The following is a 21197-nucleotide window of genomic DNA, read 5'->3' on the forward strand; positions in this document are numbered from 1 at the left end:
CAGTCAGGTTTTTGTGGCGCTGCCCAACGCCAGTGGGTCCGAAGTCGGCGCCGCAGAATCAAGCGGAGGAACAGATCCTGGGGAGGAGGCAGGTAGCTTTTTTATGAGATCAGATAACATCCACCAAAACAACTCGTCACCGGGATATCCACGAATGCGGCCCAGTTCAACACCATCTTCAACCAGCACAAAGCTGGGCGTGAAGCGTTCAATCCGGATGCCGCGCAGATCGTCAGGCATAGGTTCGTGAATATCGACACTGCGCAACGGCGCCCGTTTGCCCTCATCTGTTTTGGGATAAATCGGACCAATTTCCGCATGCCAGCGTTCGCACCATTGGCAGGCTTTTTGCTCCATCATAATCAGCTCCGCAGCTTTCGCCGGAACAACCCAGAAACAGGTCATCAAGCCCAACGCCAGCAGCGTGTGAATGGGTTTTCCGAATCTCAACAGCAGGCCTTTCTGAAATAGTCTTTTACGCATTTCATAACTTTATAGCAGCTTTCGCGATTGCTGAAAACAAAAACAAATTGTAATATCTGAATATGAACTGTGCCGCACGGCGTATTTGAGACGGCTCAGACAGGGTGGAACAAGCAGCATGGACCTTACTGTATCATTGAGCGGCGCACTGGCGGCCGGGCTGTTGTCCTTCGCCTCCCCGTGCGTGCTGCCACTTGTCCCTCCCTATCTGTGTTTTCTGGCTGGCGTCAGTCTCGACGAACTGACCGATGACGAACGGCCGCCAGTGCTGATGGGCCGGGTTGTTATGGCATCTTTGTTCTTTGTGCTGGGCTTTGCCACAGTGTTTGTTGCCCTGGGGGCAAGTGCTTCCCTGGTTGGATCTTTTGTCACCCAGCACCTGACCACACTCAGCTATGTTGCAGGTGTCATCATAATCATTCTTGGCCTGCATTTTTTAGGCGTTCTGCGCATCGGCCTGTTGTTTCGCGAAGCCCGGTTTCAAGTGCGCAACAAGCCTATTGGCCTGCTGGGAGCCTATGTGGTCGGGCTGGCGTTCGCATTCGGCTGGACACCTTGCGTCGGCCCGGTCCTGGCCACCATATTGCTGGTTGCAAGCACAAGTGGCGATCCTTTGAATGGAGCCATCTTGCTGTTTACCTACGCCCTTGGCATTGGCATCCCGTTCATTTTGGCGGCTTTCTTCGCCGGGCCATTCATGCGCTTTATGGGCCGCTTTCGCAGACACATGGCCATGGTTGAAAAAATCATGGGCGGCCTGCTGGTCGTGACCGGAATTCTGTTTCTGACCGGATCCATGCAAACTCTATCCTATCTCATGCTCGAGTGGTTTCCAGCCCTCGGCCAGATCGGTTAGATCGGTTAGATCGGTTAAAACTGAAATAAACCTTTGGAGGATAAGATGAAATCTCTGTTTGCAATTCTAACGGTTGCTTTTCTGGGTCTTGGCACCCCTGCCCTTGGCGCTCAGATCGGCGATGATGGGCTTCACAAACAACCATGGTTCAGCACGACATTCCGGGATATTGCCGAAGATATTGAAACGGCAGAGGCCGAAGGAAAGCGGCTGGCGATGATCTTCGAGCAGCGCGGCTGCATCTATTGCGAACGCCTTCATGAAACCGTGTTGTCAGACCCCGAGGTCGCCGCCTACATTCAGGAGCATTTTATTGTCGTCCAGTACAACATGTTCGGCGATGAGGAAGTCATCGATCTTGATGGCCGCGAGTTGACCGAAAAGACTGCAGCACGCGCCTGGAGCGTTGTCTTCACACCAACCATCATGTTCTTGCCAGAGACCGTGCCTGAGACCGTGCCAGAGGGCATGACAGCCGCGCAGGCCGCTGTCGCCACCATGCCCGGTGCGTTTGGTAAATGGACGTCCCTCCACATGTTCCAATGGGTTGTTGAAAAAGGTTATGAGACGGACGAGCACTTCCAGAAATACCATGCAAGAAAACTGGAAGAAGCCCGCGCCAGCGGAGCTTTGGTCGAATGACTGAAACGGCCAACCGCGAAAAATATGCTCCATATCTGCTGCAATGCAGCACAAGAACCTATTCATAAGTTTGAATTTGTGATTGCCTTTTGCAGGTGGTTATTGCATCCTCACGGCAGCAGTTAAGGCTGCTTAGGGGAGAAAATTATGAGATATGGAAAACTGCGCGCAGGTGCCACGACACTCGCTGCCGCCGGTCTGGGCGCCGGTCTGGGTGTTGCATTGTTCGGAAGTGCTATGGCCGCTGAGATAGCGCCAAAGCAGGTGGTTTACGATGAAGGCAAGGTGTCAGCATCTCTGTCCGGCATGCCGGGTGATGTCGAGGCTGGTCGCAAAGTGATGACAACACGTGGTCAGGGCAATTGCATTGCCTGCCACGAGGTGACTGCGCTTAATGAAGTGCCCTTTCACGGCGAAGTTGGCCCACCACTTGATGGCGCTGGCGAACGTTGGACTGAAGCGGAATTGCGCGGCATTGTCGCCAACTCCAAGATGACCTTCGAAGGTTCAATGATGCCATCCTTCTATAAGGTCAGTGGCTATATTCGACCCGGAAACGCCTTTACGGGAAAAGCTGCGAAAACAGCGGAATTACCACCTCTTCTGACAGCTCAGCAGATCGAAGACGTGGTGGCATATCTTCTGACACTGAAAGAATAATCCAGCGTCAGAATTGCCTTTAAGATAGGAGACAGATCGATGGAACTCACAAGACGCAAGGCCTTGATGCTGGGAGCCGGTGCAACCGCTCTTGCATTCATGCCGTTTACACCTGCCACAGCTGCCGTTGAAGATGCGATAGCTGAATTTACCGGCGGCGCAGATGTAAGCGAAGGTGATATTACCCTGACAACGCCGGAAATTGCAGAGAACGGCAATACTGTGCCGATTTCAGTTGACGCGCCGGGTGCGGTGTCAATTGCCATTTTTGCCGCTGGCAACCCCAGCCCTGACGTGGTGACCTTCAATTTCGGTCCATTGGCAGCCTCGCACAGTGCGTCCACCAGAATGCGTCTGGCTGGCACACAGGATGTGATTGCGATTGCCAAGATGTCGGACGGATCATTCGTGCGTGCAGCGAACCAGGTTAAAGTAACAATCGGCGGCTGCGGCGGTTAAGATAAGGAGACGGGCTCATGGCCAAAGGTGTAAAACCACGTGTGAAAGTTCCAAAGTCGGTATCGGCTGGCGAAACGATCACCATCAAGACCCTGATCAGCCACAAAATGGAATCAGGCCAACGCAAAGACAAAGAAGGCAATCTCATTCCGCGTTCGATCATCAACCGTTTCACGTGTGAGTTTAACGGTGAAACAGTAATCGACGTGAATCTGGAACCTGCTATCTCGACCAATCCGTATTTTGAATTCGAAGCCAAGGTTCCCGAAGCTGGTGATTTCAAATTCACCTGGTACGACGATGACGGCTCAGTCTACGAAGAAACAAAATCCATCGCGGTGAATTGACGCGACCGACTGAATAATGGGGAGGAAACACATGCGATCGATCTCACTGAGGATTTTGGCCTCTGTTACCGCGCTTGCGGTAATGGGAAGTCTGAGCGCAATGGCCGAGGAACTGCCGGAACTGGTCATTAATGAAGACATTGAAATGGTGACCCGGACCAAGGCTCCGGCTCATCTGGAGAATCTCGACGAGGTTCGTTCCGGATGGACATTTCGCACGAAGGAAACCCAGGCATTCCAGATGGATGATTTCGATAATCCCGGAATGATCTTTGTCGATCAGGCTCTGGACACTTGGGAAACCGTTGACGGGGCAGCAGGCAAATCCTGTGCCTCCTGTCACGAAGGCCCTGAAAGCATGGCAGGCATGCGGGCATCCATGCCGAAGTGGAACGAAGACGCTGGCGCCGTCTGGACCATGGAAATGTACATCAATGACTGCCGCGAAAACCGCATGCAGGCAGACGCATGGGGCTGGAAGTCGCAGCCGATGCTGAACATGAATGCACTCATTTCCCTGCAATCCCGCGGAATGCCGGTGGACGTCAAGATTGACGGCCCTGCCCAATCCACATGGGAAAAGGGCAAGGAAATGTATTACACGCGGTATGGTCAGCTGGAGCTGTCCTGCGCCAATTGTCATGAAGAGAATTATGACAATTACATTCGGGCTGATCATCTGTCCCAGGGCCAGATCAATGGCTTTCCGGTCTACCGCCTGAAGCAGGCCAATCTGATCACGTCCCATAATCGGTTCAAAGGCTGCATCCGCGACACCCGCGCAGAAACCTTCAGCGAAGGTTCTCCGGAGTTTGTTGCGCTTGAGCTTTATGTCAGCTCACGGGGCAATGGCCTGTCTGTTGAAGCACCATCTGTGCGCAACTGATTTGATCGCCACACCATAAACCCTGGCCGCTTTGAACATATCCCAAAGCGGCCAGCAGTCGGCAGCCGGCAAGCTATGGAAAACAGATCACGTTTCGTGCCGCTGTTCAGATGTGCGGCACCCCATTTACACGGTCAAACCGTGCTGAATTTTTGATCCTAAAATTTCCACCCAAGACCAATTGAGGTGACATTGTCATGATTTCCCGCCGTCATTTTCTTCAGGCCGGCATGGCCGCTTCCGCACTGTTGGGTCCATCCAGCTTTGGGCAATGGTCTGCGCTGGCTGCGACGCAGGCGCTGACCCAGCAACAGCTCCTCGATTTTGACGATTTCGGCAATGTGACACTGGTCCACATTACCGATATTCACGCTCAGGCAATGCCGATCTTCTTCCGCGAGCCATCCATCAATATTGGCGTAGGCGCTGTCGAAGGCCTGCCACCACACATTACCGGTGACGACTTTCTGAAAAGCTTTGGCATTGAGGCTGGCAGTCCGGCTGCCTATGCCCTGACATCTGTGGATTTCACCGCGCTTGCCAAAACCTATGGACGCATGGGCGGTCTTGACCGTGTTGCAACCGTGGTGAATTCGATCCGCGCTGACAGAGACGCCAACATGCTGCTGCTGGATGGCGGTGATACCTGGCAGGGCTCATACGTCTCCAACCAGACCAATGGTCAGGATATGGTGGACATCATGAATGTCCTCAAACCTGACGCCATGACAGCCCATTGGGAATTCACCTATGGCGAAGATCGGGTAGCGGAGATTGTTGAAAGCCTGCCCTTCCCTTTGCTCGGCTCCAACATTTTCGACAAGGAATGGGACGAACCAGCCTATGAGCATACAAAATTCTTTGACCGTGGCGGCGTCAAAATTGCGGTCGTTGGACAGGCCTTTCCTTATTTGCCAATTGCCAATCCGGGCTGGATGTTCCCATCGCTCTCCTTTGGCATTCGTGAAAAAGTTCTGCAGGAAAATGTCGATGCCGCACGGGCTGAAGGCGCTGAACTGGTCGTGCTGCTCTCGCATAATGGTTTTGATGTCGACCGAAAGCTGGCGGGCCGTGTGACCGGTATTGACGTTATTCTGACCGGCCACACCCATGATGCACTGCCTGAGCCAGTGCTGGTCGGTCAGACATTGCTTCTGGCCTCTGGCTCAAACGGTAAATTTGTGTCCCGACTCGATCTTGATGTGCAGGATGGAGCCGTCAAGGGATTCAAATACCGGCTCATCCCGATTTTCTCCGATGTGCTGGAGGCCGATGAAACCATGGCTGCCAAAATCGCGGAAACGCGCGCGCCCTTCGACGGTGAATTGTCTCGAATTGTTGGCAACACCAAATCCCTGCTCTACCGACGCGGCAACTTCAACGGTACGTTTGATGACCTTATCTGTCAGGCGCTGTTGGAAGAGCGCGAAGCCGACATCGCCCTGTCACCCGGCTTCCGCTGGGGACCAAGCCTGCTGCCAGGTCAGGACATCACCATAGAAGACATCCATAATGGAACAGCCATGAGCTATCCAGCGGCCTATCGCAGTGAAATGGATGGCAAGCTGATCAAGGATATTCTGGAGGATGTTGCAGATAATCTGTTCAACCCGGACCCTTACTACCAGCAGGGCGGCGATATGGTCCGCGTCGGTGGCATGGGCTACACCATAGATATCGACAAGCCCATTGGCAGTCGCATTTCAGACATGACAGTGCTGAAGACAGGCGAAGCTGTAGACCCGTCGCAAACATATATTGTTTCAGGTTGGGCCAGCGTCAATGAAGCGACACAAGGTCCTGCCATCTGGGATGTGGTGGAAAACTACCTTGCCCGTGAGCAGACAGTCGACATTGCAGAAAACCGTTCCGTCATCCTGCGTCGGAGCTAGGGCCTTTCTTGTTTATACGAACTCAATCGGGAGCTCAAATTGAGTCCAGACCCTGGCGCAATCACTGTTTGACCTGATTGAAAAAATGCAGATAGTCGGTCTCTAAAGCTTTCATCGGAGACCAGACCTTTATGGCTGACCCTGAAGTTATTCACCTTGCGCCTGGAAAAATTGCCAACGTAGTCACCTATCTGGAGATGACAGAAAAGCCCGAATGGGCAAACACCCATATCAGTCATCCAGGCCTGAACCTGCGACAAGACCGCGCGTTTGATCTGATCCGATATCGTGCCTTGTTCCGCGCAGTGGGAGAAGAATGGCTTTGGAGTTCCAGGCTTGCTTGTGACGATACAAAACTCGCCAGCCACCTTCATGCTGAGAATGTTGATTTATTCGAAGTGATGTTTCAAGGCAGTGTGGCCGGAATGGTGGAGCTGTGTCGCCACAGCCCGGAAGATATTGAGGTGTCTTTCTTTGGCTTGAAGTCCGATTTTACCGGTCAGGGTCTTGGCCGCGACCTGATGCAATTGGCGCTGAACCAGGCGTGGACAGCTGAGGCGCAAAAGCTGTGGCTCCACACCTGCACTTACGATCACCCGGCAGCCTTGAAATTCTATCAAAGCTGTGGCTTCACCCCGACAGGCTTTGCTGTGGAAATCATGGACGACCCGCGTTTGCTTGGCCTCTTGCCCGAAACAGCGGGCTTGCATGTGCCATTGCTGAAACCATCTAGAGTTTAAGGAGACGTCATGAGAACAGCGCTTGTAACTGGAGGAGCGAAAGGTATTGGTGAAGCCATCGCAAAATCTTTGGCAAACGACCACGGCATGCAGCTTGTACTTTGGGGCCGCGATGAGCGCGCCCTCGTGAAAGCCTGCGATGCACACGCGGCCAATGGAACATCGGCCAGCTACGCTGTCGTCGATATGGGCGATATGGTTTCCATCCAGACCGGGCTGGATCAGTTGGCAGCTCAGAAAATCGCTATTGATGTTCTGATCAACAATGCCGGAATTCTGACGGACGAGCCATTATTGCAAATGGCGGATACCAACATTGTTGCCCACATTGCAATCAATGCGCTTGGTCCACTGCGACTGATCGGCGCGCTTGCTCCCGATATGGCCAAGCGTGGCTATGGCCGGATTGTGAATGTATCCTCTGGCTGGGGGTCTTTTGATGAGGGGCTGGGACCGGGTGCATACGGAATTTCAAAGGCACTTCTGAATGCAATCACCGTAAAGACCGCCGCAGAGCTTCCGGCTCATGTCGCGGTCAATGCGGCCTGCCCTGGATGGGTGCGAACGCAAATGGGCGGTGCCGGGGCAAATCGCAGCGTCGAGGAAGGCGCCGACACGCCGGTTTGGCTGGCAACCCTGGAGGAGCCGGCACCAACCGGGCAATTCTTCCGCAGCCGCAAGCCAATCAAGTGGTAACGGGAGTGGCCGATCGTTTGATAAGCGCCGCAGATGCGGCGCTTGCAAGCACTGCATAAGCGTAAAACCAAAGCCCGAGCTGCGTGGTTGCTGTCGCAAACCCACTCGTCTTTGCAGCAAAGATAACGATGGCGACAAGCAGGACATCCATCATCGACCAGCGACCAACCATGGAAATGTGCCGGAAAGCAATGGATGCCTGTCCATTTTGCGAATAGCGACCAATGGCTTCAAGAAACAACACAAACAGTTTTGCGACAGGGAAAATCAGAGAGAAGGCCCCCACCACAAGTGACAGGAACACGTCACCATTTTGCCAAAGTCCTGCAACGATTTGCAGAAGCGATGGTGTTTCGGTGAAAAAATAGAGCTTTTCCAGCACCAGAAGCGGCAACAGGATACCTGCTGTAAAAGACAGCGCTCCCGACATCAGAAAAAAGGCAAGCAACCAAACAAACATCGGTTGCAAATGCGCCTTTACGGCGCAAGATTCAAGTGTTTTTACAGACGTCCGGCCCGCCTTCAGGAATAGCTAACCTGGCGGGTCAGAAATTCGGCGACACGATAATCAGCCGTTGCGGTGCCGCTGATTGGCAATCTCGTCCATATCTTCCTGTTCAGCCCAATCGGCTTCCAGTTTGGACTTGGCCATGTCCCGCTCTGCCAGCAATTCGACCTTCTTCAGATCCTCAACCGCTTCTGAGAGGGCATCGTGAGCAACTGTGCGTTGCTTGTCGAGATCCTCAATCGAGGTGATCAGGTTTTCGCGGCGCTGGGCAGCTGCCTTGGCAAAAGTCGAGTAGGCATAATGGCCTATATCCTCAATTCCGGTGCGCTTTTGTTCGGAAACAATTTGCGCATCCAGCTCATCTGCCATGACCTGAAAATCGGCAATCATGCTCTCAATCTGAGTCAGCTGCCGACGCTTTTCATCTACCTGAAATCGCTTTAACTTAATCAAGCTTTCCCGAGACTTCATACTCAATACCCCTTAAAAGTCTCACGACACATTACACGGTCGCGCTTTCTTCTGCCGTACCTGTTCCGGGTGCATCCAACTCGGCAGCACTAACCGGCGCGTGGGACAAAATCTCCCGTAGCATGGCAAAACTCTCGTCAATAGAAGTGGCATCATGCTGGCTTTGACTTAAGAATTTCTCAATTTGAGGTATAATTTTGAGTGCTTCGTCGGTTAATGCGTCACTGCCTGTCCGATAGGCCCCCAATCGGATCAGTTCCTCCATATCACGGTAGCGTGCCATAAGACGCCGTGCCTGACCCACCAGTTCCTGATTTTCAGGGCTGAGCGCCTCTGTGAACGTCCGGGAAACCGAGGACAACACATCTATGGCCGGGAAGCGCCCACGCTCGGCAATCTCGCGGGACAGCACCACATGGCCATCCAGAATACCCCGCACCGTATCAGATACGGGTTCATTGGTATTATCGCCTTCGACAAGCACCGCGAACAGGCCAGTAATATTGCCCTGCCCCTGCTTGCCGGGGCCTGCACGTTCCAGCAGACGCGGTAACTCGCTGAAGACGCTGGGCGGATATCCTTTCGTTGTCGGAGGCTCACCGGCCGACAGGCCGATCTCTCGCTGTGCCTGGGCAAAACGCGTCAGATTATCCATCAGACACAAGACTTCACGGCCCCTTGCACTGAAATATTGTGCCAGCGCCAAGGTGGTGTGTGCTGCCTGGCGCCGCATAAGTGCAGGCGCATCAGATGTTGCAACCACCAGAACAGAGTTCTTCAGTCCTACACTGCCAAGCGTCTTCACCAGAAAATCCTGAACCTCGCGGCCACGTTCACCAATAAGGCCAATGACCGCCACATCCGCACTGCCGTTTCTGGCCAGCATGGACATCAACATGGACTTGCCGACGCCGGAGCCAGCAAAAATCCCCATTCGTTGACCGGAACAACATGGAAGAAAAGTATTGAAAGCACGTATTCCCAAATCCAGCGGCACTTCCACGAGACTACGCTCATGCGGCGGCGGCGGCGGCTCCGAAAGGTTTTGCGCAATAGCGCCTGTCTGCAGGGGCCCCTTGCCGTCTATCGGGTTTCCCAAACCATCAACCACGCGGCCAATCCAGGCATCGCATGGATGAAGAACCGGTTCGGGTTCCAGAAACTCCGCTACATCCCCGGGTTTAATGCCGGTCAACGGCCCATAAGCGAGGCAAATAGCAAGTCTGTCCCGGAACCCAACCACTTCGCAAATCAGGTTTGGCTGTTTCGACCTTTTCAGCGCAATCGATAGTTGCGCACCAATTGCAAGATGGCCAATGGGTCCGGACACTTCGACAACCAAACCACGAATGGCCGAAACCCGACCATAAGCGCGGATCATTTTCAGTTTGGACGTCTGTTGAATTAACGATTTCAAGCCAGTGCAATTCCAATTTGTTGCAAATTGCAAGAAGACGAAATGAAAAGTACCTTAACAAACAATTTCGAAAAAACGCTGTTGGTAACGAATCATTTACGAAAAAGCTTAACAATAGGGGCAATCAAATCATTTGCCGGTGTAATTGACCAGAGCGTTTTTCACATCGACATTTTTGGCAGAAGCCCTGGGGAAATTCAGGCAAAGTGGATTCAAATGAATCTCTTAAACAGGTTTCTTAAAGTAATTTATTAATTAATTTTGTGTCAAAAAAACGTTAAAAATCAATATGGTTAGAGTTTATTTGATAAGTTTTTCGGAACGGGGTTGCGTCAGAGAATCAGATTCTGTTAACCATTGTAAATTAGGATGATGATTAACAGTCGAGCAGCGACCAGATCCAACGCAAAAGGCCATTGCCATGCGTTAACAGGTTAGATGCTGACGATGTGGAATGAGTGGAAACACTTGTTCGGGCGATACGTCCAGAAGGACTAATTGGCTTAGGACGAGAAACGATACATTGAACGGCCAGCGGCAATAACAGCGGTTCAATGTTCCTAGAAGGGATAGACGATGCGGGTTCTGTTAATTGAAGACGATAGCTCTACGGCGCAAAGCATCGAGTTGATGCTGAAGTCGGAAAGCTTCAATGTGTATACAACCGATCTTGGGGAAGAAGGCATCGACCTTGGGAAGCTGTATGATTACGATCTGATCATGCTCGACCTGAACCTTCCTGACATGAGCGGCTATGAAGTGCTTCGAACACTCCGCGTCTCGAAAGTCAAAACGCCGATCCTGATCCTGTCCGGCCTTGCCGGCATTGAAGATAAGGTTCGTGGCCTCGGCTTTGGTGCTGATGATTACATGACCAAACCCTTCCACAAGGATGAATTGGTCGCACGCATCCATGCAATTATCCGTCGGTCCAAAGGCCACGCACAATCGGTCATCACGACAGGCGAATTGAAGGTCAATCTGGACACCAAAACAGTGGAAGCTGGCGGACAGCGTGTTCACCTGACCGGCAAAGAATATCAGATGCTTGAGCTGCTTTCGCTGCGCAAGGGAACAACCCTGACCAAGGAAATGTTCCTCAATCATCTGTATGGCGGCATGGACGAGCCAGAGCTGAAAATCATTGATGTCTTTATATGTAAGTTGCGCAAGAAACTGTCTGTAGCCACCGGCGGCGCCAACTACATCGAAACCGTTTGGGGACGTGGCTATGTGCTGCGCGAACCAGATGTTGAAGAATTGCGCGAAAGCGCCTGATCTCCAAAATTCTGACACAGTCGTCAAACCGAAACCCCCTTCATCGGGGGTTTTTGCTTTTGTAGTCTGAAGCGGACTGATGATGTGCAGTGGGTCGAATGTCAGGCAACCAGTTTCAAGCGGCAACCTTGAGCCGGTAGGTTATTTGGTTGAGACAGGACCGCAAAGCACTGCGGTCGAACTTTGCAAGACAATGATCAAACCCGGCCTCCAATGCTCTGTCTTTCGATAATGACGATACGAGTGATGACACGGCGACCAATGGAATGCCGGCCCAGTCCGGGTTTTCCTTCACCCTTTTGGCAAGCAGAAATCCGCTTTTGTCCGGCGCATCCAGATCGCAGACAATGGCGAGAAATGGCGCGTCAGCCTGTAGGCTTTCCAATGCTTCTGAAACACTCTCAACAACGGTAACATCGTATCCACCAGCTTCAATAGCAGGCGTCAGCATTGATTTGAAAAACGGGTTTTCTTCCAAAAACAGGACTTTTGTATCTGGGCCTGGAAGTGAAGCTGGTTTCTGTTGGGACGCTGCGTCAGTCAAGACAGGCGAAGGAGACGACAGCTCTGCGAACCCGTTTTTGGCCCTGTTGAGCACGATCTTTTCATCATCTCTGGTTTTTGCCAGAATCAATGATGAAATTTGAGCCGGAGTGACAGGAATTCTGATGACGAAGACCGTACCTTCTCCCGGTACGGAATAAACCCTGATAGAGCCGCCAATTGTCTCGATGGAATTGCACGCAACATCCAGACCGACGCCACGACCGGAGAGCCGCGTCACGGTCTCGCATGTCGACAATCCCGGTTCGAAAATCAACTGCGCGGCGTCCGCTTCATCCATGTTTGAATATTCAGCATCATTTATGAGACCCAGAGCGAGTGCCTTTTGTTTGATCTTGTTTGTATTCAGCCCCTGACCATCATCAAGCACCTCAATAACAATATCACTGCCATGCCGAACAGCCGTAACCCCTATAGTCCCCTGTGCCGGTTTCCCCAAAGCAAGACGTGCGTCAGGCGCTTCAAGACCATGATCTGCGGAATTCCGAACCATATGTGCCAAAGGCGCTTTGATCAGATCAATGATCTGGCGGTCGACCTCAATTGCCTCGCCATCCAGAACCAGCGCGATGTCCTTGTTTAGTCTGACAGCAAGATTCTGTGTCATCGGAAGCAATTGACGCCACGCGCTGCCAATAGGTTGAACCCGTGTATCAACAACGATTTTTTGTAGATGTGATGCAATGTCAGCCAGGCGGTTGACCGCTGTTTTCAACTCGTAATCATCAGATCGACGCGCAATTTCCAACAAATGAGCACGTGTCGTAATCAGATCAGTAACGGTTGATACAAGCTGCTCCAGAGACTCAACTTTGACACGCAGCATTTGTCGCGATGCGGTTGCCTCACCTGCTTTTGAAATCGAAGAAGACGGCAGAGCCGGTTCAACTGGCACAACGACCTCTGACGCCTCGTCAAACAACCGGTCCAGATCGGACTGTGACAGGTTTCTTTGGCCCGGCGGCACCACGGAAGCACCGGCCGAACCGGAATGCCCGCCAGCCATTTCTTCCAGTTCCGCAATAAGCAGACTGTCATCACCGGCTGGCTCGACGCCCTCGTGGACTTCGATTTGGCTCAGCAAATGCTTGATGCTTTCCAATGACTTGAAAACCAAAGTCACCCCATCAGGTGAGATGGTGGTGGCATCCAGACGGAACCGGTAAATCATCGATTCTGCAGCATGGGACAGAGCTTCCAGCCGCGGAAGATTGAGGAAGCCACACGTTCCCTTCATTGTATGAACCAGACGGAATACTGTGTGCAGCAAATCCACATTGTCGGGATCCTGTCTGAAATTAGCCAACCCGACATCTATAAGATCGAGGCACTCATGGCTTTCCGTCAAAAAGTCTTTGAGGACTTCGTCCATACCAATTTCCCCGGCAAACGCCTTTGGAACACAGGTGTAAGTAACGACAAACTTCTTAATATCCGCTGAAATCCAACAGTAAAATCGGCAGAACTACACCGACCTGCAAAACAGAGTGCGAGGATATCAAAGTGGGAGAAGCTCAAAGTCGGACGAGTGTCCCAGCGAACCAGACATAGCGAATAGCCACATGCGAGTGTCTGGTTAAAGAAGGATCAGTTGGCAACAATAGTCACTTGTTCGCCATCCAGATCAAACCGCACACGCATATCGCAGGCATCAGCCAACAGCGCTGCATAAATCGGTTGAACAGCATGCGCATCCACACCTTCCAGCGTTTCAGGCAAGGTCTCAAACCAGTCAGCATGGCCGGGAAGGCGTGCAGTCCGTCCAGCACAAACAAGTTTCAATCCCTTGTCCCCTTCGGCTGTGACGGTCATATCGCCTCCACGCGGAATGGCTGACAGACCCACCAGAATGAGATTGAGCAGAAGTTTGACTTCGTTCTTTGGTCGAATAGCCCGTGGCATTTCCCAGATCAGATTTGCTTTTTCAAACCCCATCATCAATTCCGCTTTGTCACGCGCATCATCAAGGTCAATTTCGGCACCTGCAGAACCTGCTGCGCCGAAGGCAATACGGGAAAAGGTCAGTTTGGCCGACGCCTGTGCGGCGCTTTTGCGGACCAGATCGCCGGCAATCTCACGCATCTCAGCGTCTTTTTCCTCATCCAGGACTTCCAGGCCATTGGCTATGGCTCCCACTGAGCCAACAACGTCATGGCATACACGGCTGCAAAGCAAAGCTGCCAGATCAAGAGCTGAAAGATTGGACATAAAGAAACCCGCTGGTTGTAAAGACTGTTCTGCGTCCTGATTCGGTACATGTCAGACACGATATTTGTATAAGCTGCGCCGGGCGACAATCCAACCCTGACAAAAACTGCCCAAGCTTGGCCAACCCTGACCAAAACTGTGTATCAGCTTATGGCACGAGTTTCTTGATAAGAAACGGCCACTGAGCTTGGGCTTTCTCCATCAATTCAACAGGATTTTGCTGCCATGCAATCCGGTTCGCATGGCTGTGAAACAGAAGCACCCTGTCATCCTGCAACAACCAGATTTGGGGGCGTCCCTCTGCCAGACCGCTTCTGGCAACAGCCATGGCACCATAACCGCCAAATTGCGGTTTGTAGATTTCAGGAGCATCTTCAAATGCCGCCCTGTTACCGATGTTTGAGAACCACCATAGGGCACCTGAATGGGTGAGATCGTGCTCGGGTTTGCCCAATTCAGGCTGACCGTTAACGAAATAACTCAACGGATCGACACCGCCCAGTGCCAGGCCTGTAAATTGATCTTTGACAATCGTGTCAGACAGAAATCCAGATGGCGCAAAATCACGGCTGAGGCCGGACGGCAAGGTTTCCTGAGCCATGGACACACCAATCCATGCCAGCAGAAAACAAATCTGCACCGCCATCACAATACCCAGCAGGTACCCCTTCGGAATTGTTACAAATTGCCCATACTTCATCATGAGAAAAACCTATCGAAAGACAGATAACATCCTGTTAATGCAGGTAAACTAATAGGCGTTGAAAGAGCGACCGAAAAAGATTGGTGCAGGTCGCGAGCAGTTCTTTTGGGCAGAAACCCGTTCGCCCCATGCTTGCCACATGCACGAGATAACGTTGCGAATCAAAACTGGGCTAACGGCACCGTTACAGTTCGAAAGTTTCGCACAGAGACTGGCTGCATTGGGCTATCGCAAGCCACCTAATGCCTTTATAAATGCATAATGAACATCGGAGACCAATTTATGAAATCGCGCTTTCACTTCCCGTCATGGCCATCGGTCCAAGTGGCTCAGGCGGCCCGAGCGGCCATAATTGCAGTCTTCATGAGCCTGTCTGTCTTTTATCTGCTGCCTCAGGCAATCGGCATTTCACCAGCGCATGCGCAAAACAACACACCCTTGTCTGAAACCTATTCATCCAACGAAATTCTGAACGCCGGACATCAGTTCTTTGGCGATGTTTCAGGTGGTCTGGCAAGTGTTGTAGAGCGCGCATTTCAGAGCTACGGCCTGCCCAACGCCTATATTTTGGGAGAAGAAGGCTCCGGTGCCATCATCGGTGGCCTCGTTTATGGCGAAGGTTTGATGTACACAAAAGGTGCAGGCGACCATAAGATTTTCTTCCAGGGGCCCTCAATTGGCTGGGACTTTGGCGGCAACGCTTCACGTGTGATGATGTTGGTGTATAATTTGCCCACGGTTGACCACGCCTATCAGCGCTTTGCAGGCGTCAATGGTTCGGCCTATATCGTGGGAGGTGTCGGCATGACTGTCATGGCGAACAACAACATTATCATGGTGCCGGTAAGAGCTGGCATAGGCGCACGGCTTGGCTTGAATGTCGGCTATTTGAAATTTACACCACGGGCGACATGGAATCCGTTCTAACAACCAAACCCGTTCGATTAGGATCACAACATGATTGAGGCAGCACTGTATTTCGCATTGGGTGCTCTCAGCGTAAGCCTGCTTCTGTTCGTTATTTTGCCGATCGTTTCCGGCCGGGCGCGGCGTTTGGCCATTCACGAACTGGAGCGTCAGGCACCTGTTTCCTTGTCTGAAATTACTGCCCAGAAAGATCAGATGCGCGCACGGTTCGCTGTCGAGTTAAACCGTCAGGAAAAGCGCGCAGACCAATTGCAGGTGGAATCCCAACAGCACCTCGTAACCGCTGAAAAATGGCGCATATTTGCCGAGCGTGTCGAACAGGAATTTGAAAAACTCAAAAATGAATATGCAGGCCTGAAAAAGAAAATCAGCACTGCGGAAGTCACCCTGGAAAAGCAGAAAGAAATCGCGAAATCTGCTCTGAAGACCATGACAGGCCAGGAAAAGAAACGGCTTTTTGAGCTTGAGGAAGAAGTTGAAGAACTCCGCTCGGAAAAGAGTGCTGCCAATGTGCGTATTGTTTCCATGCAGACGGAGCTTAACAACGCACAGTCCAGGGTCGCTGAAATGGAGCGGCATATGCCGTCTCTGGAAGAGTTGAATCTGAGAAAAGAGCTCAAGGCCCTTGCCGAAGATGTTAGTGCCTTCGTTAAAAGCACGCCTCCCCCCGCGCCAATTGCGCAACCGGCACCTGTTGTTGCCGCGAAACCTGCACCTGCCATTGTTGCCAAACCTTCAGTTGTTGAGCCCCCCCTTGCTGTGAAGCAGGCTCCCGCCGTAATCGCGGCACTTGATAAGCCAAAAGCAGATACGCCAACCCCAGTTGTTCCAACGTCAGATGTTCCGAAGGCAGATGCGCCAAAGTCAGACAGGCTGACGCCAGATAAGCCAGCGCCAGAACCGAAGACCCCAGCAAATCAGATTGAAAAGGCCGCTGCATCTATGGCCGTCATTCCAGCATTTCTGAAGCCAGCCGCTGAAAGGCAATACCCCAATCCAAGCCCGATCAATCACAAGCCTGAAACCGCTGCGCCAGCTTCGCAGGCCACCGACACCGCCAGTCCCAAAATCGCGACTTTTCAATTTGGTAGATCAAACGCCAAATTGACATCCGCAGAGCCACAGAAAACCAGTGCCTTCGCAGCCGATACAACACCTCCGAAACCGCAGGATACATCTGTGGAAACAGTGCCAAAAAACACTGTTGTAACCTCAGAAAAGCCCATCGAAGCGCCTGCTGTCTCAATGGCGATCAATGGCAAGGCAAGCCTCTTGAAAGAAGAGGTAACAGCAAACAGTCCGGGTATCACAGCCGCTAAAACCGGCGATCAGGAAGTCACGAACACAGCGATTGTTTCAGGCAGGCGGCTTAAACAGGATAAGCCGTTCAAAACCAAGAAGTCCGGTTTTGCAGGTGTTATTGCAGCGGTTTCCAGGAACAACAAAGGCGCTATGTCTTCCGGAGCCAATGGCAAGGTGAAACCTAGCCCGTTGCACTATAATGGCAAAATGAGCGGTAAGCAGATGGCAGCTAAACCTGCCACGCTGGCGAGGCCTGCCGATAGTACCGGTGCCGAAGCGATTGGAGCCAAGCCAGAAAGCGCTGCTCAAAATGTGGCCGAGGCCACACCGAAAGACAGCATCGCGGCCAAAAATCGCAAAAAGATCATGAAATTTGGAAAGAAGGTTCGCCGCATAAAAACGGCAACTGCATCTTCCTGAGAATCAGGTGCTGATCGTTTCACACCGAACTCATTCCAGACGTGTCACAGCTTCACGTTTGGCGGCTCTTACAACCTCTTTTATGGCATTGGTGTTTGCGGCGGCAACAGTATCACCCGCACTAGCTGACCAAAAAACCATCGCAAACCTGCCAACACCGGTAACCGAAAACCTTTATCATCCCTATGATGAAAATCGCGCCCTGCTGGGGCAAAAGCTGTTCTTTGATCCGCTTTTATCCGGAAACCAAAATATCTCCTGTGCGACTTGCCATCATCCTGATCTTGCGAGCGGGGACGGCCTCCCCCTTGGCATTGGAGAAGGCGGTGCGGGAATCGGAAAGAACCGAACGATTGGGTCCGGCCGGGATTTGATCCGGCGGCGGGTGCCTCGAAACTCACCGGCGCTTTTCAATCTGGGCGCTCTAGAATTCTCGTCTTTGTTCCATGACGGACGTGTGGAGATCGATGAGAAAGACCCCTCCGGTTTCGACACACCAGCCGATGAGGACACGCCAACCGGCCTGATGACCATACTGGCAGCGCAGGCGCTTTTCCCGTTGACATCTGGGATTGAAATGGCGGGTCAGGGCACTGAAAATGACATTGGCCAGGCTCTTGAGGATATTTACGGTAATCCCTGGAAGGGTGTTTGGGCCAAGGTGGAACAGCGCTTGCGCCAGAGCGAACCTTATCTGCCATTGTTTCAGGACGCTTTCCCCGAAATCCAGTCAGCCAAAGACATCACAATTGTCCATTACGCAAATGCCGTTGGCGACTTTGTCAACGCAGAGTGGCGCAGTTCCCAAAGCCCGTTCGATCGCTACATGGCGGGTGAACAGCAGGCTCTGACGGAACAGCAGAAAATCGGCCTGGACCTGTTTTACGGCAGAGCAAACTGCGCATCCTGCCACAGTGGCCCGTTTTTGACTGATCAGAAATTCCACGCCATAGCCATGCCGCAAATCGGGCCCGGCCGGGTGGCACGGCTCGAGGCTATACGCCATGATCGTGGCCGCGCCGGCGCAACCAATCTGATTGAAGACCGGTACAAGTTCCGCACTCCGAGCCTGCGCAATGTCGCCCTGACAGAGCCTTACGGCCATTCTGGCGCCTATGCGACGCTGGAGGGCGTGGTGCGCCACCATTTGGACCCTGTCTCAAGCTTTGAGCGTTTCTCCCTGCGTTCGGTCGCGCTTCCCCAGCATCCCAGGCTTTCAAATGAAGACGGGTTCATCATGCAGGACCGACGCGAGCGCCGCCGCATCCTGGCGGCCAATGTGTTGAAACCAATATCTCTCAAGGATGAAGAGGTCGATGCGTTGATTGCCTTTTTGCAAGCACTCACGGACACCAGTGCCACGTCCGGAAGGCTCGGCATTCCCGTTTCAGTTCCAAGCGGTCTGCCAATCGACTGAACAACAATCCCGCTCAACAGGCGATCAGCATTTTCACCCTAAACTGCAGCACGAAACTGCAACCCGGAACTGCAGCATGTAACAGCAGATTGTCCGGACCTGTCGTGCCCGGACAATCCTGTATGTTTGGGAGCGAGCACATGCGAGGGATCGCATGAGAATACTAGCTCGCTTGTGTCTCGCTCAAAGTTTCGAGCAATTCGTCGATCAGGCTGGATTCAGTGTCATCTGTATCCTCAACTGCGGAAAGCAGTTCGCTAAGCGGATCGGACCCTTCAATACCACCAGGCGGTGGTGGAGGCGGCCCCTTTCCAGATTGCTCCTGAATACCCAGCAACGCCATAAATGACTCTGGAGAAAACTGTCCTCCAGGCGGCCCGGATTTCTCCCGGTCCGCTGCTGTCAATTCACCATCGCCATCCGCATCCAACAGGGAAAATAATTCCTCTGGATCGCCAGAATCGGCAGAACTTGCCGTCCCTGCCGCGCGTTCAGCTTGGCTTACCTTGAACTCTTCAAATGAGATGCCACCGCTTTTATCTGTGTCGGTTGCCTCAAACTTGGCATCCATCCGTTCCTTCATTTCGGCACGCATGGCCGAAAAATCAAAGCCGGATGAAGATGCACCACCAATCATCACAATGATTCTCCTTTCAAAAAGAGTTTCAGATGATCAGGACTTCACGAGCGAAGCCCGTAAAGTAAACTGCAAAGAATATGCCAGTTTTAGAACACGTTCAGAAAAAGGTTTTATGGAGCGCCCCGGCGCATTTCATAACGCTCAACGACAGATCCGTCGGCCCGGTTTATTACCAGAACGGTGTAACTTTCCGGGCCATTTTCAAAGCTTGCGACCAATTGGCCACGGGACAGGCTGACATCAATCAGAACACCAAGATCAGATGGTAAGGACAGCGTCGCCGCAATTTCAGGCAAAACCATATTATTCGTGGCCGCCGCGGCATCATCGCTTTCGCTTGTCTGCGTGATGCGGTAGTACAACGCTCCAAACACCGCGATAAAGCCGAGCACCATGATGAGACTGGAGCCCATCAGCAATCGCCTCAGCTTTATCCGCACCCGCTCAACAGCCGGGTCGAGCGGTTTTTCTTCGTCATCAAGAGGGTCGATCTGAGCCATGGCTGAAAATGTGTCCAATGCGCCGGCAGAGCGGCTTGAGTTTATAGTTGACGCGGTTGAAACCGGGCAAAGGCTGGATGCAATCATTGCTGCGAAAGCGGGACGTCTGTCCCGCAGCCGCTTCAAGACGCTTATCAAGCAAGGCTGCGTGCGCGTGAGCGGGGAAGTGGTAGACGCGCCGAATGCCCGTGTCAACGCGGGCGATGTATTGTCCGTGGACATGCCGGAAGCGGAAGATCCGGAACCGAAGGGAGAAGACATTCCCCTGACCATTCTGTTTGAAGATGAACATCTGGTTGTCATTGATAAACCTGCCGGTCTGGTCGTACATCCAGGCCCCGGAAACTGGACCGGAACTCTTGTCAACGCGCTCATTCATCATTGCGGGGACAGCCTGTCCGGCATTGGTGGCGTACGCAGACCGGGCATTGTTCACCGCCTCGACAAAGACACAAGCGGGGTTATGGTTGTTGCCAAAACAGATGATGCCCATCTGGGCCTGACGCAGCAATTTGCCGATCATGGCCGGACAAACAATCTTGAGCGTGCCTATCAGGCCTTGGTCTGGGGCGCATTGGAGCCGGCCAAGGGCACAATTAACGCGCCAATTGCCCGCTCGGACAACAACCGTTTGAAAATGGGTGTGGTGAAACGCCGGGATGAAGACGACGAACGCGGCAAGGACGCCATCACTCACTTTAAGGTTCTGAAACGCTATTTTACAAAAGAAGGCGCACCAACAGCGTGCCTGGTAGAGTGCCGACTTGAAACCGGACGAACACACCAGATCAGGGTTCACATGTCTCACGCAGGTCACCCTTTGGTGGGCGATGATGTCTATGGATCAGGCTTCAAAACCAAATCGACTATTCTGGGAGATCAAGCAGAAAAGACGGTCAACAAGTTCCGCAGGCAGGCGCTTTTTGCCGCCATGTTACAGTTTGAGCACCCGATAAATGGTGAAATCATGCGCTTTGAAGCCGATATTCCAAAAGATATGGCAGCGCTGATCAACGCATTTACCTAATATTTACAGTGGCTTAACAGAAAAAAATTACTTTATCGTAATATACCGATGACTCATCTATCATCTGCCACAATTGAACCTATATAGTGATGTGGGAGCGTTGCGCCGAGGGTTGGTCCCCAGGGCAGCGCTAAAAGTCTTGCCGCGAGTCGGA

23 protein-coding genes are annotated in these 21197 nt (G+C 52.4%); 14 read left to right on the top strand and 9 right to left on the bottom strand.

What is annotated here, in order from left to right; all coding sequences use genetic code 11:
• Window positions 1-3: 3 nt before the first annotated feature.
• Window positions 4-483, bottom strand: coding sequence for a transcriptional regulator (locus tag RAL91_RS19995; protein ID WP_306258014.1), 480 nt, complete (start codon window positions 481-483; stop codon window positions 4-6).
• Window positions 484-601: 118 nt separating this feature from the next.
• Here RAL91_RS19995 and RAL91_RS20000 point away from each other — a divergent pair, with 118 nt between their 5' ends.
• The 9 genes from RAL91_RS20000 (at window position 602) to RAL91_RS20040 (ending at window position 7661) form a co-directional block, all read left to right on the top strand.
• On the top strand, window positions 602-1339 hold the full coding sequence (locus RAL91_RS20000) for a cytochrome c biogenesis CcdA family protein (protein WP_306258015.1): 738 nt from the start codon (window positions 602-604) through the stop codon (window positions 1337-1339).
• A gap of 45 nt (window positions 1340-1384) precedes the next feature.
• Complete coding sequence (locus RAL91_RS20005; protein WP_306258016.1) at window positions 1385-1981, top strand: thioredoxin family protein; 597 nt, start codon at window positions 1385-1387, stop codon at window positions 1979-1981.
• Between the two features lie 147 nt (window positions 1982-2128).
• Complete coding sequence (soxX, locus tag RAL91_RS20010; protein WP_306258017.1) at window positions 2129-2641, top strand: sulfur oxidation c-type cytochrome SoxX; 513 nt, start codon at window positions 2129-2131, stop codon at window positions 2639-2641.
• 39 nt (window positions 2642-2680) lie between these two features.
• Window positions 2681-3100, top strand: a complete 420-nt coding sequence (soxY, locus tag RAL91_RS20015) for a thiosulfate oxidation carrier protein SoxY (protein WP_306258018.1) — start codon at window positions 2681-2683, stop codon at window positions 3098-3100.
• Between the two features lie 17 nt (window positions 3101-3117).
• Window positions 3118-3447 carry a thiosulfate oxidation carrier complex protein SoxZ gene (gene soxZ / locus RAL91_RS20020; RefSeq protein WP_306258019.1) on the top strand — a complete coding sequence of 110 codons (330 nt, stop codon included), beginning with the start codon at window positions 3118-3120 and terminating at the stop codon, window positions 3445-3447.
• Window positions 3448-3478: 31 nt separating this feature from the next.
• Window positions 3479-4333 (top strand): sulfur oxidation c-type cytochrome SoxA, encoded by an 855-nt coding sequence (gene soxA, locus RAL91_RS20025; protein WP_306258020.1) that lies wholly within the window; start codon window positions 3479-3481, stop codon window positions 4331-4333.
• A 197-nt stretch (window positions 4334-4530) separates the two neighbouring features.
• Entirely contained in the window at window positions 4531-6225 is a 1695-nt protein-coding gene (soxB, locus tag RAL91_RS20030; protein ID WP_306258021.1) for a thiosulfohydrolase SoxB, read from the top strand.
• A 131-nt stretch (window positions 6226-6356) separates the two neighbouring features.
• On the top strand, window positions 6357-6965 hold the full coding sequence (locus tag RAL91_RS20035; RefSeq protein ID WP_306258022.1) for an N-acetyltransferase: 609 nt from the start codon (window positions 6357-6359) through the stop codon (window positions 6963-6965).
• 9 nt (window positions 6966-6974) lie between these two features.
• Complete coding sequence (locus RAL91_RS20040) at window positions 6975-7661, top strand: SDR family NAD(P)-dependent oxidoreductase (protein ID WP_306258023.1); 687 nt, start codon at window positions 6975-6977, stop codon at window positions 7659-7661.
• Here RAL91_RS20040 and RAL91_RS20045 read toward each other — a convergent pair.
• The 3 genes from RAL91_RS20045 to RAL91_RS20055 form a co-directional block, all read right to left on the bottom strand.
• Window positions 7651-8121 carry a paraquat-inducible protein A gene (locus RAL91_RS20045; RefSeq protein WP_306258024.1) on the bottom strand — a complete coding sequence of 157 codons (471 nt, stop codon included), beginning with the start codon at window positions 8119-8121 and terminating at the stop codon, window positions 7651-7653. The genes RAL91_RS20040 and RAL91_RS20045 overlap by 11 nt on opposite strands.
• 108 nt (window positions 8122-8229) lie before the next feature.
• The gene (locus tag RAL91_RS20050; RefSeq protein WP_306258025.1) at window positions 8230-8640 is read right to left on the bottom strand and encodes a flagellar FliJ family protein; all 411 of its coding nucleotides are present in this window, start codon (window positions 8638-8640) and stop codon (window positions 8230-8232) included.
• Window positions 8641-8671: 31 nt separating this feature from the next.
• Window positions 8672-10057: a FliI/YscN family ATPase gene (locus RAL91_RS20055; RefSeq protein WP_306258026.1), complete on the bottom strand. Its 1386-nt coding sequence runs from the start codon at window positions 10055-10057 to the stop codon at window positions 8672-8674.
• A gap of 576 nt (window positions 10058-10633) precedes the next feature.
• On the opposite strand from RAL91_RS20055, the gene ctrA reads away from it, so the two are divergent.
• Window positions 10634-11335 (top strand): response regulator transcription factor CtrA, encoded by a 702-nt coding sequence (gene ctrA / locus RAL91_RS20060; protein ID WP_306258027.1) that lies wholly within the window; start codon window positions 10634-10636, stop codon window positions 11333-11335.
• Between the two features lie 115 nt (window positions 11336-11450).
• Here the strand turns inward: ctrA and RAL91_RS20065 are convergent, their stop codons facing one another.
• The 3 genes from RAL91_RS20065 to RAL91_RS20075 all read right to left on the bottom strand — a co-directional run bounded on the left by RAL91_RS20065 (window position 11451) and on the right by RAL91_RS20075 (window position 14810).
• A complete protein-coding gene (locus RAL91_RS20065) occupies window positions 11451-13271 on the bottom strand; it encodes an ATP-binding protein (RefSeq protein ID WP_306258028.1) in 1821 nt (606 codons plus the stop codon).
• 215 nt (window positions 13272-13486) lie between these two features.
• Window positions 13487-14107 (bottom strand): histidine phosphotransferase ChpT, encoded by a 621-nt coding sequence (gene chpT / locus RAL91_RS20070; RefSeq protein ID WP_306258029.1) that lies wholly within the window; start codon window positions 14105-14107, stop codon window positions 13487-13489.
• A 148-nt stretch (window positions 14108-14255) separates the two neighbouring features.
• Window positions 14256-14810: a YHS domain-containing (seleno)protein gene (locus RAL91_RS20075; protein ID WP_306258030.1), complete on the bottom strand. Its 555-nt coding sequence runs from the start codon at window positions 14808-14810 to the stop codon at window positions 14256-14258.
• A 363-nt stretch (window positions 14811-15173) separates the two neighbouring features.
• Here RAL91_RS20075 and RAL91_RS20080 point away from each other — a divergent pair, with 363 nt between their 5' ends.
• From RAL91_RS20080 to RAL91_RS20090, 3 genes are read left to right on the top strand one after another with little or no spacing between them, the layout of a single operon-like run.
• Complete coding sequence (locus tag RAL91_RS20080; RefSeq protein WP_306263022.1) at window positions 15174-15737, top strand: DUF1134 domain-containing protein; 564 nt, start codon at window positions 15174-15176, stop codon at window positions 15735-15737.
• A 30-nt stretch (window positions 15738-15767) separates the two neighbouring features.
• Window positions 15768-17459 (top strand): hypothetical protein, encoded by a 1692-nt coding sequence (locus tag RAL91_RS20085; protein WP_306258031.1) that lies wholly within the window; start codon window positions 15768-15770, stop codon window positions 17457-17459.
• Window positions 17460-17466: 7 nt separating this feature from the next.
• A complete protein-coding gene (locus tag RAL91_RS20090) occupies window positions 17467-18876 on the top strand; it encodes a cytochrome-c peroxidase (RefSeq protein ID WP_306258032.1) in 1410 nt (469 codons plus the stop codon).
• 163 nt (window positions 18877-19039) lie between these two features.
• Here the strand turns inward: RAL91_RS20090 and RAL91_RS20095 are convergent, their stop codons facing one another.
• Together RAL91_RS20095 and RAL91_RS20100 are read right to left on the bottom strand one after the other, a co-directional pair.
• Window positions 19040-19513, bottom strand: coding sequence for a hypothetical protein (locus RAL91_RS20095; protein WP_306263024.1), 474 nt, complete (start codon window positions 19511-19513; stop codon window positions 19040-19042).
• A 113-nt stretch (window positions 19514-19626) separates the two neighbouring features.
• Window positions 19627-20016, bottom strand: a complete 390-nt coding sequence (locus tag RAL91_RS20100; RefSeq protein WP_306258033.1) for a hypothetical protein — start codon at window positions 20014-20016, stop codon at window positions 19627-19629.
• Here RAL91_RS20100 and RAL91_RS20105 point away from each other — a divergent pair.
• Window positions 20015-21043, top strand: a complete 1029-nt coding sequence (locus tag RAL91_RS20105) for an RluA family pseudouridine synthase (protein ID WP_306258034.1) — start codon at window positions 20015-20017, stop codon at window positions 21041-21043. The genes RAL91_RS20100 and RAL91_RS20105 overlap by 2 nt on opposite strands.
• Window positions 21044-21197 lie beyond the last annotated feature (154 nt).

The sequence above is a fragment of the Pararhizobium sp. IMCC21322 genome, from assembly GCF_030758295.1.
Classification (GTDB): Bacteria; Pseudomonadota; Alphaproteobacteria; order Rhizobiales.